This is a genomic window from Burkholderia sp. MSMB1588 (assembly GCF_001546925.1).
Lineage (GTDB): Bacteria > Pseudomonadota > Gammaproteobacteria > Burkholderiales > Burkholderiaceae > Burkholderia > Burkholderia humptydooensis.
In genome coordinates, this window is sequence record NZ_CM003770.1 from 2,613,740 (window position 1) to 2,628,087 (window position 14,348).

Annotated in this window: 14 protein-coding genes and 1 pseudogene; 7 read left to right on the forward strand and 8 right to left on the reverse strand. The window is 71.1% G+C overall.

Annotated elements, in window-relative coordinates:
• Positions 1 to 8: 8 nt before the first annotated feature.
• The 4 genes from WS92_RS10800 to WS92_RS10815 are packed head-to-tail and all read left to right on the forward strand — an operon-like array spanning position 9 to position 4,949.
• Positions 9 to 1,262 (forward strand): efflux RND transporter periplasmic adaptor subunit, encoded by a 1,254-nt coding sequence (locus tag WS92_RS10800; protein ID WP_015603405.1) that lies wholly within the window; start codon positions 9 to 11, stop codon positions 1,260 to 1,262.
• An 8-nt stretch (positions 1,263 to 1,270) separates the two neighbouring features.
• Entirely contained in the window at positions 1,271 to 2,821 is a 1,551-nt protein-coding gene (locus tag WS92_RS10805) for an efflux transporter outer membrane subunit (RefSeq protein WP_059930336.1), read from the forward strand.
• Positions 2,818 to 3,513 (forward strand): heavy metal response regulator transcription factor, encoded by a 696-nt coding sequence (locus WS92_RS10810; protein ID WP_015603449.1) that lies wholly within the window; start codon positions 2,818 to 2,820, stop codon positions 3,511 to 3,513. The genes WS92_RS10805 and WS92_RS10810 overlap by 4 nt, the downstream gene beginning before the upstream one ends.
• A complete protein-coding gene (locus tag WS92_RS10815) occupies positions 3,513 to 4,949 on the forward strand; it encodes a heavy metal sensor histidine kinase (RefSeq protein WP_059930226.1) in 1,437 nt (478 codons plus the stop codon). Before WS92_RS10810 ends, WS92_RS10815 begins: the two co-directional genes overlap by 1 nt.
• A gap of 19 nt (positions 4,950 to 4,968) precedes the next feature.
• Here WS92_RS10815 and WS92_RS10820 read toward each other — a convergent pair whose 3' ends face one another.
• Positions 4,969 to 5,688, reverse strand: coding sequence for a pyridoxamine 5'-phosphate oxidase family protein (locus tag WS92_RS10820; RefSeq protein WP_059930228.1), 720 nt, complete (start codon positions 5,686 to 5,688; stop codon positions 4,969 to 4,971).
• Positions 5,689 to 5,791: 103 nt separating this feature from the next.
• On the opposite strand from WS92_RS10820, the gene WS92_RS10825 reads away from it, so the two are divergent.
• Both WS92_RS10825 and WS92_RS10830 read left to right on the forward strand, forming a co-directional pair.
• Entirely contained in the window at positions 5,792 to 7,300 is a 1,509-nt protein-coding gene (locus WS92_RS10825) for a MocR-like pyridoxine biosynthesis transcription factor PdxR (RefSeq protein WP_059930230.1), read from the forward strand.
• A 170-nt stretch (positions 7,301 to 7,470) separates the two neighbouring features.
• Positions 7,471 to 8,265 (forward strand): SDR family NAD(P)-dependent oxidoreductase, encoded by a 795-nt coding sequence (locus WS92_RS10830; RefSeq protein WP_059930232.1) that lies wholly within the window; start codon positions 7,471 to 7,473, stop codon positions 8,263 to 8,265.
• Between the two features lie 66 nt (positions 8,266 to 8,331).
• Here the strand turns inward: WS92_RS10830 and bamE are convergent, their stop codons facing one another.
• From bamE to fabI, 4 genes and pseudogenes are all read right to left on the reverse strand, one after another.
• Positions 8,332 to 8,739 carry an outer membrane protein assembly factor BamE domain-containing protein gene (bamE, locus tag WS92_RS10835; RefSeq protein ID WP_059930235.1) on the reverse strand — a complete coding sequence of 136 codons (408 nt, stop codon included), beginning with the start codon at positions 8,737 to 8,739 and terminating at the stop codon, positions 8,332 to 8,334.
• Positions 8,740 to 8,868: 129 nt separating this feature from the next.
• Positions 8,869 to 9,939 (reverse strand): AI-2E family transporter, encoded by a 1,071-nt coding sequence (locus WS92_RS10840; protein ID WP_006027607.1) that lies wholly within the window; start codon positions 9,937 to 9,939, stop codon positions 8,869 to 8,871.
• Positions 9,940 to 10,095: 156 nt separating this feature from the next.
• Positions 10,096 to 10,251, reverse strand: a pseudogene (locus WS92_RS37160) (GNAT family N-acetyltransferase); the annotation flags it as partial.
• A 2-nt stretch (positions 10,252 to 10,253) separates the two neighbouring features.
• Complete coding sequence (fabI, locus tag WS92_RS10845; protein WP_059930237.1) at positions 10,254 to 11,015, reverse strand: enoyl-ACP reductase FabI; 762 nt, start codon at positions 11,013 to 11,015, stop codon at positions 10,254 to 10,256.
• A 55-nt stretch (positions 11,016 to 11,070) separates the two neighbouring features.
• On the opposite strand from fabI, the gene WS92_RS36510 reads away from it, so the two are divergent.
• Positions 11,071 to 11,514: a hypothetical protein gene (locus WS92_RS36510; RefSeq protein WP_242425346.1), complete on the forward strand. Its 444-nt coding sequence runs from the start codon at positions 11,071 to 11,073 to the stop codon at positions 11,512 to 11,514.
• 75 nt (positions 11,515 to 11,589) lie between these two features.
• On the opposite strand, the gene WS92_RS10855 is transcribed toward WS92_RS36510, so the two are convergent.
• From WS92_RS10855 to WS92_RS10865, 3 genes are all read right to left on the reverse strand, one after another.
• Positions 11,590 to 12,687 (reverse strand): NADH:flavin oxidoreductase/NADH oxidase, encoded by a 1,098-nt coding sequence (locus WS92_RS10855; protein ID WP_059930241.1) that lies wholly within the window; start codon positions 12,685 to 12,687, stop codon positions 11,590 to 11,592.
• A gap of 89 nt (positions 12,688 to 12,776) precedes the next feature.
• Positions 12,777 to 13,457: a type 1 glutamine amidotransferase domain-containing protein gene (locus WS92_RS10860; protein ID WP_059930243.1), complete on the reverse strand. Its 681-nt coding sequence runs from the start codon at positions 13,455 to 13,457 to the stop codon at positions 12,777 to 12,779.
• Between the two features lie 142 nt (positions 13,458 to 13,599).
• The gene (locus WS92_RS10865; protein ID WP_015602979.1) at positions 13,600 to 14,202 is read right to left on the reverse strand and encodes a TetR/AcrR family transcriptional regulator; all 603 of its coding nucleotides are present in this window, start codon (positions 14,200 to 14,202) and stop codon (positions 13,600 to 13,602) included.
• Between the last annotated feature and the right edge of the window lie 146 nt (positions 14,203 to 14,348).

The window sequence follows — 14,348 nt, forward strand, 5'->3', positions numbered from 1 at the left end:
TTGAACCCATGGAAGAGAAACATCACAGCGCCGTCGGCATTCACGTAGACGAATCGGGCCTCGACCTGCCCGCCCGCGCGCAGGTCTGGAAGCGCGCGCAATGGGCGCTCGCCGCGGTCGGCCTGTTGCTCGCGGCGGGCGGCGTCCGCACGCTCGTCGCCGACTGGCGCAACGCAAACCGGCTCGACGCGCTCGCCGCGCAGAACGCACGCCAGTACGTGAGCGTCGCGCAGCCGAGCCCGGCGACGCTCGCGAGCCGCCTCACGCTGCCCGGCACGCTGCGCGGCTACGTCGAGGCGCCGATCTACGCGCGCGCGAGCGGCTACGTGCTGCGCTGGCGCGCGGACATCGGCGCGCGCGTGAAGCAGGGCCAGTTGCTCGCCGAGCTCGACACGCCCGAGCTCGACCAGGAACTCGCGCAGGCGGTCGCGCAGCGGCAGCAAGTCGAATCGACGCTCGCGCTCGCGAAGACGTCGCTCGACCGCGCGCGGCAGTTGCGCGAGCGCGATGCGGTGTCGCAGCAGGAGCTCGACGATCGGCAGGGCGCGTACAGCCAGGGCGTCGCGAACCTCGCCGCCGCCGATGCGAACGTGCGGCGCCTCACCGAGCTGAAGTCGTTCCAGAAGATCGTCGCGCCGATCGACGGGATCGTCACGCAACGCAACATCGACGTCGGCGATCTCGTCAACGCGGGCAACAGCGGCACGGGCCGCGCGCTCTTCACGGTCGTGCAGGCGGACCGGCTGCGGCTGTACGTGCAGGTGCCGCAGGCGTACGCGCAGCAGGTGCAGCCCGGCCAGCACGTGAGCGTCGCGCAGCCCGAGCTGCCCGGGCAGACGTTCGACGGCACGATCACGCACACCGCGCAGGCGATCGACGTCGCGACGCGCACGCTGCAAATCGAGATCACGCTGCCGAACGCCGACGGCCGGCTGATGCCGGGCGCATACGTCAAGGCGACGCTGCCGATGGCGCCCGCCGGCAACCTGACGATTCCGGCGAACACGCTGCTGTTTCGCGCGGAGGGGCCGAGCGTCGCGGTGGTCGAGGCGAACGGGCAGATCCGGCTGCATCGCGTGACGATCGCGCGCACGCTCGGGCAGACGCTCGAAATCGACAGCGGCCTCGCGGCGACCGACCGGATCGTGCTCAATCCGGGCGATTCGCTCGCGAACGGCGACGCGGTGATCGTCGCGCAGCCGCCGAAGGCCGGGCCGGCCGCGCCGAAATCGCCGCAGGCGGCGACGGGAGCGCGCACGTGAGCGCGCGGATGGCGTTCGGCGCGCGCGGCCGGCGCCCGCTCGCGCTGCTCGCCGCCGCGACGCTCGTGCTCGCCGGCTGCGCAGTCGGCCCCGACTACCGTCGCCCGCCCATCGATACGCCCGCCGCGTGGCAAATCGAACCGGCCGATTCGTACTGGCAGCCGGCCGCCCCCGCGCGCGCGTCGCTCGCGCCCGACTGGTGGCGCGCGTTCGGCGATCCGCTCCTCGACGATCTCGAAACCCGCGCGCTCGCGAGCAACCAGAGCGTGCAGGCGATCGCCGCGCGCTACGATCAGGCGAAGGCGATGCTCGCGTCGGTCGCGTCCGCGCAGTGGCCGAGCGCCGGCGCGACCGCGGGCGCGTCGCGCGCGCGGATCTCGGCCGACCGGCCGCTCACGAACTACGCGCAGCCGAATCATTCGACCGTGCAGAACGACGTGCAGATCGGCGCGACGGTCAGCTACGAACCCGATCTGTTCGGCCGGCTCCGCCGCTCGGTCGAATCCGCGCAGGCATCGGCCGACGAGGCGCGCGACGATCTCGCGAACGCGCGCCTCGTGATGACGGCGAGCCTCGCGACGAGCTACCTCGCGCTGCGCGAGACCGACGCGGAGATCGACGTGCTGAGCCGCTCGGTCGCGCTGCAGCGCAAGGCGCTCGACTTCGTGTCCGCGCAGCACGAGCTGGGCGCCGTGTCCGGCCTGAACCTGATGCAGCAGAAGGCGCAGCTCGACGCGACGCGCACCCAGGCGCAACTGCTCGTGAACCAGCGCGCGCAGCTCGAGCACGCGATCGCGACGCTCGTCGGCACGCCCGCGCCGGCGTTCTCGATTGCGCCGCGCGTGCAGGCGCTCGCCGCGCCCGCGCTGCCCGCCGGGTTGCCAAGCGACCTGCTGCAGCGCCGGCCGGACGTCGCGTCGGCGGAGCGCGCGATGGCGGCGGCGAACGCGCAGATCGGCGTCGCGCGCGCCGCGTATTTCCCGCGGATCACGCTGTCGCCGGCGCTCGGCTGGGATGCGACCCGCTTTGCGAGCCTCTTCGCCGCGCCGAGCCTGCTGTGGTCGATCGGCGCGTCGCTCGCGCAACCGCTGTTCGAGGGCGGCCGGCTCGCGGCGGGCGTCGCATACGCGCAGGCGGGCTACGCGGCCGCGCAGGCGGCTTACCGGCAGACCGTGCTCGCCGCGTTCGAGGAAGTGCAGAACGCGGTCACGGGGCTGTCGGTGCTCGACGAGGCCGAGCGCCGCGCGCGCTCGGCCGTCGACGACGCGCAGCGGCTCGTCGGCCTCGCGCAGGACCGCTACGCGGGCGGCCTGACCGCATACATCGACGTGATCGGCGCGCAGCAGCAGTTGCTCGCGAGCGAGCGGCAGGAGGTGCAGATTCGCGGGCAGCGCGCGGCGCTCGTCGTATATCTCGCGAAGGCGCTCGGCGGCGGATGGAGCGCGGCGGAGACGGCTGACGCGCAGCGGCCGGCACGATCCGCCGCGACAGGTGCACAATCTACGGCGAACGCCGCCGCGGCGCCGCCCGCCGCGCCGGCACAACGGGACAGAACATGAAAGTACTGATCGTCGAAGACGAAGCGAAAGTGGTCGATTACCTGAAGAGCGGCCTCGCCGACGAAGGCTGGGTCGTCGATGCCGCGACCGACGGCGAGGAAGGCGCGTGGATGGCGGTCGAATACGACTACGACGTGGTCGTCCTCGACGTGATGCTGCCGAAGCTCGACGGCTTCGGCGTGCTGCGCTCGCTGCGCGCGCACAAGGACACGCCCGTCATCATGCTGACCGCGCGCGACCGCGTCGACGACCGCGTGCGCGGCCTGCGCGACGGCGCCGACGACTACCTGACGAAGCCGTTCTCGTTCCTCGAGCTCGTCGAGCGGCTGCGCGCGCTGACGCGCCGCGCGCGCGTGCAGGAATCGACGTTGATCTCGATCGGCGACCTGCGCGTCGACCTGATCAGCCGCCGCGCGACGCGCAACGGCGTGCGGCTCGATCTCACCGCGCAGGAATTCCAGTTGCTCGGCGTGCTCGCGCGCCGGCGCGGCGAGGTGCTGTCGAAGACGACGATCACCGAGCTCGTCTGGGACGTGAACTTCGACAGCAACGCGAACGTCGTCGAAACCGCGATCAAGCGGCTGCGCGCGAAGCTCGACGGCCCGTTCGCGGACAAGCTGCTGCACACGATCCGCGGGATGGGCTACGTGCTCGAGGAACGCGCGGACGACGACGGGCAGGCGAAGCGATGATGACGCGCTCGATTTCGAGACGGCTGTCGGTGCTGTTCGGCGTCGCGTCGCTGTTCGTGTTCACGCTCGTCGGCGTGGGCCTGTTCGCGATGATGGAGCGGCAGTTGTTCGCCGAGCTGCGCGCGACGCTCGACACGCGCACGAAGATCGCCGCGATGATCGTGTCGCACGGCACGACGGCCGCGCGCTTCAGGATCACGCAGGACAAGCTCGCCGATCTCGAGCCGCCCGACGGCTCGACCCGCTATCACGTCGACAGCGCCGATCCCGCGTTCCGCTTCGGCAAGCCGGTCGAGGGCGCGCCCGACGGCTACGCGGCCGACGGCTTCCTGCGGCTGCGCCCGCCCGGCAGCGAGTACGATGTGATGACGAAGACCGTCGTGCTGCCCGCGAGCGGCGAGCGCCCGACACTCACGCTCGTCGTGTCGACCGCGTGCGAGCGCACGCAGAAGAGGCTGCGTCACATCGCGCTGACGCTCGCCGCGCTGATCTCGGCCGCGACGCTCGCGACGCTGCTGCTGAGCCGCGCGGTCACGCGCGTCGGGCTCGCGCCGCTCGCGCGGCTGTCGCGCGAGGCGGCCTCCCTCGGCCCGGCGAACCGGCGGCAGCGGCTGCGCACCGACGCGCTGCCGCGCGAGCTGCACGATCTCGCGAGCTCGTTCAACGGCGCGCTCGAGCGGATCGAGCGCGCGCACGAGCGGCTCGAAGCGTTCAACGCCGACGTCGCGCACGAGCTGCGCACGCCCGTCAGCATCCTGATCGGCCAGACGCAGGTCGCGCTCGCGCGCGAGCGCTCGGCGGACCGGCTGCGCGAGACGCTCGAGTCGAATCTCGAGGAGTTCGAACGGCTGCGGATCATCGTCAACGACATGCTGTTCCTCGCGCGCTGCGACCGCGGCGAGCGTGCGACCGATCTCGCCGACGTGTCGCTCGCCGCCGAGGTCACGCGCATGCTCGCGTTCCTCGAGATGTCGCTCGACGACGCGCAACTGCGCGCGGAACTCGCGGGCGACGCGCGCGCGAGCGTCGATCCGTCGCTGTTCGGCCGCGCGATGACGAACCTGCTGATCAACGCGATCCAGCACACGCGGCCGGACAACGCGATCCGCGTGACGATCGCGCCGCGCGGCGAGACGGTCGAGATCGCGGTGTCGAATCCGGGCGAGCCGATCGACGCGACCGCGCGCGCGCATCTGTTCGAGCGCTTCTACCGGATCGAGGAGGCGCGCGCGAACAGCAACGAGAATCACGGGCTCGGGCTGTCGATCGTGAAGGCGGTCGCCGAGATGCACGGCGGCGCCGTGTTCGTGTCGTGCGAAGGCGGCTGGAACACAATCGGCTTCTCGGTCGCCGCGCGGCCGGTCGACGCCGGACCGCACGCGCGCGACGTGCGCCCGGCGGCGGGCGCGCGGCGGCCGGCGTTGAAAACGACGTGAGCTGCGGGCGGCAGCCCGCTCAACGCACCGCGGCCCGCCTCGCCTCCTCGTCCCGCGTCTCGCGAAGCGGCACCGCGTCCTGCCAGCGCCGCACGTAGTCCGGCACGCCGGCGGGCGCGGCGTCCGTGATCGGCGCGAAGTGCGCGTCGCGCATCGGCAGCACGCCCGCCCACACCGGCAGGCCGAGATCCGCTTCGTCGTCCTTCGGGCCGCCCGTGCGGACCTTCGTCGCGGCTTCGTCGAGCGCGATGCGCAGCACCGTCGTCGCCGCGAGCTCGCTCGCGTCGCCCGGCCGCGCGTCGCGGCTTCTGCCCGGCGCGATCCGCTCGACGAACGTGTCGAGCACGGCCGCCTTCTGCGCGTCGGGCACGGCCTCGAACTCGCCGTAGATCACCGCCGACCGGTAGTTCATCGAATGATTGAACGCCGAGCGCGCGAGCACGAGGCCGTCTAGATGCGTGACGGTCACGCACACCTGCGCGCCCGCCGCCGCGAGCTTCAGCATCCGGCTGCCGTTCGAGCCGTGGATGTACAGATGATCGCCTTCGCGCCAGCACGCGGTCGGAATGCAGTGCACGCCCGAGTCGTCGGCGAATGCGACGTGGCACACATACGCATCGTCGAGGATCGCTTCGAGCGTCGGGCGATCGTAGTGGCCGCGATAGGCGGCGCGGCGCACGCGGGTGCGCTCGGTCGGCGCGCTCGGGTCTTGGACGGAATCGGCTGCGGTCGAGGTCATCGGCGTGGCTCCTGCATCGGCATGTTCGTTTCGGAAGACTCGACGATAGAAAATCTGTGGCACCATGAATAGATCCATGCGATCACGAATTTTTGGAGCCACGATGGACTACGGCGTGCTGCTGTCGAACTTCGAGCGGGACAACGCGCACGATGCGCTCGCGCGCGCATCGCAGCAGCACAGGCTCTACGCGTGCCTGCGCGCGGCGATCCTGAACGGCACGCTCGAGCCCGGCACGTATCTGATGTCGTCGCGCGCGCTCGCCGAGACGCTGCGGATCGCGCGCAACACGGTGCTCTACGCATACGAGCGGCTCGTCGCCGAGGGCTTCGTCGTCGCGCGGCGGCAAGGCACGATGGTCGCGCGCGTCGGGCTGCCCGCGGCCAGCGCGGCCGCCTCGCCCGCGAACGCGCGGCCCGCGCTCGCGCGGCGCGTCGCAGGGCTGCCGGACATCGACGCCGACGACGAGCGCGAGCCGCTGCCGTTCCTGCCGGGGATGCCCGCGCTCGACCAGTTTCCGCTCGCGCCGTGGCGGCGCGCGCTCGAGCGCGCGTGGCGGCGCATCGGCCCCGCGCAGCTCGGGCATGCGCCGCTCGGCGGCAATCTGCGGCTGCGGCAGGCGATCGCCGAATACCTGCGCGTGTCGCGCGGAATCGGCTGCGATGCGCAACAGGTGTTCGTCACCGACGGCACGCAGCACGGCCTCGACCTGTGCGCGCGCACGCTCGCCGACTCGGGCGACACCGTCTGGATCGAGAATCCCGGCTACGCCGGCGCGCGCGCGGCGTTCGAGGCGGCCGACCTGCGGCTCGTGCCGATTCCCGTCGATGCGGACGGCCTCGCGCCGAGCGCCGGGCACTGGCGCGCGGCGCCGCCGCGGCTCGTCTACATCACGCCGTCGCATCAGTATCCGCTCGGCGCGGTGATGAGCGTCGAGCGGCGCGTCGCGCTCGTCGCGAGCGCGCGCGCGGCGGGCACGTGGATCGTCGAGGACGATTACGACAGCGAGTTCCGCCACTTCGGCGCGCCGCTCGCCGCGCTGCAAAGCCTCGGCGACGACGCGCCCGTCGTCTATCTCGGCACGTTCAGCAAGACGATGTTTCCGACGCTGCGCATCGGCTTCGTCGTCGCGCCGGCGGCGCTCGCGCCGGAGCTGCGCCGCACGATCTGCGCGCTCGCGCCGCGCGGGCGCCTCGCCGAGCAGCTCGCGCTCGCCGACTTCATCGAAGCGGGCCATTTCACGCGGCATCTGCGCCGGATGCGCCGGCTCTACGACGAACGGCGCGGCGCGCTGCAGGACGCGCTCACGCGCCATCTCGGCGGCGCGCTGACGGTGTCGGGCGGCGCGGGCGGCATGCATCTGTCCGCGCGGCTCGATGCGCCCGTCGCCGACGTCGACGTCGCGCACGCGGCGCGGGCCCGCGCGATCAGCGTGCGGCCGCTGTCGCGCTTCTGCCTGCCGGATACCGATTGCACCGCGTACAACGGCCTCGTGCTCGGCTACGGCGCGGTGCCGACCGAGCAGATCGACGCTTGCGTGCGGCGGCTCGGCGCCGCGATCGACGATGCGCGGCACGCCGGGCGAAAGACGGCGCGCAGCGCCGCGAGGTAAACCGGACGGCATGCGAGCGCGCCCGCCCGGCGCCTCCCGGCGCGCCGCCCTCCGCCGCCCTCCGCCGCGCCACGTCCCGCGAGACTGCCGACTTCCCCGCTTTCGTCTAAGCTGGTCGCTCGCCGCCGCCTCGCGGCGATCCGTTCTCCCCCTTTTTGCGGAGTCAGCCCATGCACATCGACCTCACCGGCAAGACCGCCCTCGTGACCGCCTCGACCGCCGGCATCGGCCTCGCGATCGCCGAGGGGCTCGCGCGCGCCGGCGCACAACTGATCGTCAACGGCCGCAGCGATTCGTCCGTCAAGGCCGCGCTCGCGCATCTGCGCGCCGCGGCGCCCGGCGCGAGCGCGCAAGGCGCCGTCGCGGACCTGTCGGACGCGCAAGGCGCAAAGCGGCTGATCGACGCCGCGCCGTCCGTCGACATCCTCGTCAACAATGCGGGCATCTACGGCCCGAAACCGTTCTTCGACATCGACGACGCCGAATGGGAGCATTTCTTCCAGATCAACGTGATGTCGGGCGTGCGGCTCGCGCGCCATTATCTGAAGGGAATGCTCGAGCGCGACTGGGGGCGCATCGTGTTCATCTCGTCGGAATCGGCGCTCAACATCCCGGCCGACATGATCCATTACGGCTTCACGAAGACCGCGCAGCTATCGATCTCGCGCGGGCTCGCGAAGCTCGCGGCCGGCAGCCGCGTGACCGTGAACGCGGTGCTGCCCGGCCCGACGATGTCCGACGGCGTGAAGGCGATGCTGAAGGCGACGGCCGACGCCCGGCACCAGAGCGTCGAGCAGGCGGGCGTCGATTTCGTGCGCGCGCATCGGTCGAGCTCGATCATCCAGCGGCCGGCGACTTGTGACGAAGTCGCGAATCTCGTCGTCTACGTGTGCTCGCCGCAGGCGTCCGCGACGACGGGCGCGGCGCTGCGCGTCGACGGCGGCGTCGTCGACACGATCGCGTAGCGAAGAATCGGGCCGCGCGGTCGGGCCGCGCGGCCGAGCCGTTCAGCCGTTCAGCCGGCCCGCCGCTCACGCGCGCGGCTCGTCGCGCGTCGCGCGCGCGCCGCCGCCGCCGCCGCCGCGCAGCAGCCCGGCGCGGTCGGCTTCCGCGCAAGTCGCGAAGCCGTGCCCCGAAACGACGCCGTGCCGGTCGAACACGACGTAGTACGTCCGGTGGTCGTTGCCGTGCCGCAAATCGTAGTTGTAGCAGACGCCCGTGCCGTTGCGCACCATCCAGACGCTTGCCGGATTGCCGCCTGCCTTCACGATCTGCGTCTGCGTCGCACCCGGCTGCGCGGCCGCCTTCGGCAGCGGCAGCCTCGCGTACGAGAACGAGTCGAACCAGCCGCTGAACCACGAACAGCCGCTCATCAGCAGCGCGGCGGCGAGCGGGCAAGCAAGGGCGGAAACGGTGCGGTTCGTCGTCTGGATTGGCATGCTGCTCTAGCTCGGCGGCACGATGCCGTCGCAGTGGAAAACTGCATGCTAATCGACGTTTCGCTGTCTTTTTGTTGAATTTTTAAAAACAGCCGGAAAAACAACGCGCCGTTCGTTCGGCGCGCGCCGTCAATCGACCCACTCCGCCCATAGCACGGTCAGCACAGTCATCAATGCGGGGCCGACGAACAGGCCGAGCAGCCCGAACGTCTCCGCGCCGCCGAGGATGCCGAACAGCACGAGCAGGAACGGCAGCCGCGCGGAACTGCCGATCAGCACCGGCCGCACGAAGTGCTCGGCGACGAACACGACGACGGCCCCGAACGCCGCAAGCCCGATCGCCCAGCCGAGCGCGCCCTGCACAAAAAGCCACAGCGCCGCGCCGCCGAACACGAGCGGCGCGCAGAACGGCAGCATCGCCGCGACCGCGGTGACGAGGCCGAGCAGCGCCGCATGCGGCAGGCCCGCGAACGCATACGCGAGCCCGAGCAGCACGCCTTCGCCGAAGCCGACGACGACGAGCCCCGTCACCGTCCCGTACACGGCGGCCGCCATCCGCCGCAGCAGCGCCGCGCCGCTTTCGCCGAACGCGCGCCGCACGCCGGTGAGGAGCGCCCCCGACAGGCGCGGGCCCGCCTGGAAGATCACGAACAGCGTGACGAGCATGAAGCCGAACAGCACCGCCGCGTGCGCGAGCCGCGAGCCGAAGTGCCGGCCGAACGTGACGACGCTCCCGCCGTCGACGCTCTTCACCGCGCTCGCCGGATGCAGCGGCTTCGCGAGATTCGCCTGCCACCACGCGCTCGCCTGCTGCGAGCCGAACGGCAGATGCGACAGCGCGTCGGGCGCCGGAATGCCGGTCTGCTCGGCGCGATGCAGCCAGCCGAGCAGCTCGTGGCTCTGCTCGACCGCCTCGACGAGCCCCGCCGCGATCGGCACGACGACGAGGAGCGCAACCGCCGACGTCAGCGCGGCGGCGACGAGCGTCGCGCGGCCGTGGAACGCGGGCAGCGCGTCGATCCGGCGCAGCGCGGGCCACAGCGCGATCGCGACGACGCACGCCCACGCGATCGCCGGCACGAAATCGCGGATCACCCACAACGCGAGCGCGACGAGCGCCGCATACAGCGCGCCGAGCGCGATCGACTGGGCCTTCGGACGGCCGGCGGGCTCCGGCGGGACAGACGCGTTCTGGACCATGAGGACTCTTGGCAAAATATGTGAGCGCGGCGCGCCGACACCGCCATCTTAAAGGATGCGCGCGAGCGCGCCGGCGCAGCGGCCGACCGTCGCGCGCGGCCGGGTTCAGCGCAGCGTTTTCGTCATGAACACGCGGCTCGTGCCGGGCGGATCTCACGGCACCTCGCCGAAGCGGCGCCAGCCGAACTTTTCGTGGAACGCGGGCGCCTGGCCGCTGATCACGTAGAGCACGGCCGCGCCGCAGCCGCGCTTGCGCGCTTCGTCCTCGGCGAGCCGCAGAATTTCGCTGCCGACGCCTTCGCCGAGCAGCGCCGTCAGCCGACGACGTGATAGCCGCCGTCGATGTACTCGACGTTGCCCGTCAGCGCGGCTGCGTCGTCGCTCGCGAGGAACGCGGCGACCTGGCCGACGTCGTCGATGTCGACGAGACGATGGCCGGGCGTGCGCTCGCGAACGCGTTCGAGCAGCGCGTCGAAGCGATCGATGCCCGATGCGGCGCGCGTCTTAAGCGGCCCGGGCGACAGCGCGTGCACGCGGATGCGCCGCGGCCCAAGCTCGGCGGCGAGATAGCGCACCGAGCTCTCGAGCGCTGCCTTCACGGGCCCCATCAGGTTGTAGTCCTCGACCGCCCGCTCGGCGCCGTAGAACGTGACCGTCAGCAGGCAGCCGCCGTTCGCCATCAGCGGCTCGGCGAGATGCGCGACGCGGATGAACGAATGGCACGACACGTCCATCGCCATCGCGAAGCCCGCCTGCGAGCAGTCGGTCACGCGGCGATGCAGGTCTTCCTTCGGCGCGTACGCGATCGAGTGCAGCACGAAGTCGAGCTGCCCCCACTCTTGCGCGATGCGCGCGAACACGCCTTCGAGCCGGCCGGGCTCGCGCACGTCGCACGCCACGACGAGCCGGCTGTCGAGACGCTCCGCGAGCGGCCGCACATAAGGCTCGGCCTTCTCGTTCAGGTACGTGATCGCGAGCTCGGCGCCCTGCTCGCGCATGATCCGCGCGCAGCCGAACGCGATGCTGCTTTCGTTTGCGATGCCGATGATCAAGCCACGCTTGTGCTGAAGTCGCATTGGGATCTCCTTCGACGGTCGTTCGACGGGGGCGGGCGGCGCGCGGAATCGCGCGGTGCGGTTCGGGTTGCGCGAGGATGCACGAGTGCGGCGCATTCACGCCGTGAATGCCCGGCTGCGTTTCATGTTCGCGGGCAGCCGGCCTCGCGCCGCTCGCCCGAAAACTGTCGGCGATCGATGCGGGCCGGGAGTTGATCGATATCAATCGGAGAGCGAAACGTGCGCCGCATTTCGCCGGCTGAATGCGGCTCGCGATTCATTGCAGAAAGATGACGCGCCGAGCGCGGCGCGCGATATCGGGCCGGCAATTTCATTCCAGGCGGACGACATCGCACCGTCCGCCTTCAACGGAACCGCCCACGCCATGACGATGCCGATCGGACACGAGAGGCTCTCCACGCACCCGCGCGAACCTCATGCGCGGCGGCATGGCATGCAGCGGACCGGCAACGAACATACGGCATCACGCATTCGAAGCCGCGGCCGCCGACGCGCTTGATGCGCACGCGCGAACGCCTCGCCGCCTCGCCGCCTCGCCGCCTCGACACCGACGAAGCGTCGGCGCGTCGCACCGTCACGCCGCGCGATAACGTTCGAGCCAATGCGCATACGGCGCGGGCAGCGTCCAGGACGCGCGATCGACGCCGAGCTCGAGCGCCGCGCGATACGGCCAGTGCGGATCGGCGAGATGCGCGCGGCCGACCATCACGAGATCGAGCTGCCCGTCGCGGACGACGCGCTCCGCGAGCGCCGGCGCATCGATCCCCCACGCGGACGCGACGGGCAGTTGCGCTTCGCGGCGCACCCGCTCGGCAACGGGCGCGAGAAACGCGGGGCCCCACGGAATGCGCGCGTCCGGCGTCGAGAAGCCGATCGTCACGCTCAGCAGGTCGAGCCCTTCCTGCTTGAAGCGCTTCGCGAGCCCGATCGATTCGGCGAGCGTCTCCTCGTCGCGGCCGTCGTACTCGATCACGCCGAAGCGCGCGGTGAGCGGCAGACGCTCGGGCCACACCTCGCGCACGGCCGCGAGCGTCTCGACGAGAAAGCGCCCGCGGTTCTCCGCCGAGCCGCCATACGCGTCGGTGCGCCGGTTCGAATGCACCGAGAAGAAACTCTGCGCGAGATAGCCGTGCGCGAAATGCAGCTCGAGCCATTCGAAGCCCGCGTCGAGCGCGCGCTTCGCGGCCGCCGCGTAATCGGCCTTCACGCGCGCGATGTCGTCCGCCGTCATCTCGCGCGGCGCCTTCGGCAGATGCGCGCCGTACGGCACCGCCGACGGCGCGATCGTCTGCCAGCCGCGCGCGTCGCCCGCGGCGATGTGGTCGTCGCCTTCCCACGGCCGGTTCGCGCTCGCCTTGCGCCCCGCGTGCGCGAGCTGGATGCCGGGCACCGCGCCCGCGGCCTTGATCGCGTCGACCGAGCGCGCGAACGCGGCGGCCTGCCCGTCGTTCCAGAGGCCGGTGCAGCCCGGCGTGATGCGGCCTTCCGGCGACACCGCGGTCGCCTCCGCGATCACGAGCCCCGCGCCGCCGCGCGCGACGCCCGCGAGATGCACGTGATGCCATTCGTTCGGCACGCCGTCCTCGGCGACGTACTGACACATTGGCGGCACCGCGATGCGGTTGCGCAGCTTGATGTCCTTCAGTTGAAACGGTTCGAACAACGCGGCCATCTACGACTCCTTCGGTATTCGTGTTGCGGTCGGTGGGGTGACTCGGGTGATGCTGCGATTGCGATCTGAGCGGCCGCTCGCGCCGCGCGTCACGTCTTGAGCAGATCGAGCAGCGCTTCGGCAACCGGCTCCGACGACGCCGGGTTCTGCCCGGTGACGAGCAGCCCGTCGACGACGACGTGCGGCGCCCAGTCGGCCGCGCGCGAGTAGCGGCCGCCGTTCGTCTTCAGCATGTCCTCGACGAGGAACGGCACGACCTCGGTGAGCTCGACGGCCGCCTCCTCGCTGTTCGAGAAGCCCGTGACGTTGCGGCCCTTCACGAACGGCTCGCCCGACGGCCCCTTCACGTTGCGCAGCACGCCGGGCGCATGGCAGACGGCTGCGACGGGCTTGTTCGTCGCAATCGCGCGCTCGATCAGCGCGATCGAATGACGGTCCTCGGCGAGGTCCCACAGCGGGCCGTGGCCGCCGGGGTAGAACACCGCGTCGTAATCGTCGATCGACACGCCGGCGAGCCTGCGCGTCGACGCGAGCGCGGCCTGCGCTTCGGAATCCTTGTCGAAACGGCGCGTCGCGTCGGTCTGCAACGCCGGATCGCTGCTCTTCGGATCGACGGGCGGCAGCCCGCCGCGCGGCGACGCGAGCGTGAGCTCGGCGCCGGCGCCCTGCAGCGCGTAGTACGGCGCGGCCAGTTCCTCGAGCCAGAAACCGGTTTTCTTGCCGGTCGTGCCGAGTTCGTCGTGCGAAGTGAGAACCACGAGAATCTTCATCTGGATGCCCTCCTTGGAGTCTTGAGAATCAGGCGGCGCGGCCTGGGCGGACCCGCTATTAGACCAGTCGTCTATAAAATGGCCGCAAAAAACGCGGCGGCGCGATTTCCATCGTCCGCGCCGCCGCGCATGACATTCGTGTTCAGCGCGCTCCCGGCAGACCGAGGATGCGGCGCGTGCTCGCCATCGCGACCGCGAGCGGCTCGCCGTTGCGCCGGATCTTTTCGATCAGCGTCGCGCCGACCCACAGCTCGTACAGCATCGCGGCCGTCTGCTGCGCATCGAGGTCGACCTTCAGCGAGCCGTCGTCGAACGCCGCCGCGATGCACGCGGCGAGCCGCGCGACGATCTGCGACGTGCCGCGCTCGAGCGCCGCGCGCATCGCCTCCGACAGATCGCAGACCTCGGCGCCGAGCTTGACGACGAGGCACTTGCCTTCCGGGTCGTTGCCCGTCTGCATCTGCTGCCATTGGGTCCAGTAGCGCATCAGCCGGTCGATCGCGGCGCCGGAGCCGCGCACGAGCAACTCGTCGAGGTGCGCGAGGTAGTCGTCGAAATACGATTCGAGGATCGACTCGCCGAACGCCTCCTTCGACCCGAAATAATGGTAGAACGACCCCTTCGGTACGCCGGCCGCCGCCAGAATCTCGTTCAGGCCGACGCCCGTGAAGCCCTTGCAGAGCATGATGGGCTTGGCGGTGTCGAGGATGTGCTGCCGGACGTCGGCGGTGGTTGCGGCGTTCATGGGGGTGGATGATAACGCGGAATTAGACCGGTCGTCTAGTAACGGAACATCGGCCCTGGGCGCGGCATGGAATGCGCCCGAAAGCGCGGTCGACCGATCGCGCGACGCGCGTCGTCGTCGATGGCGACGGCGACGGCGACGCGCGA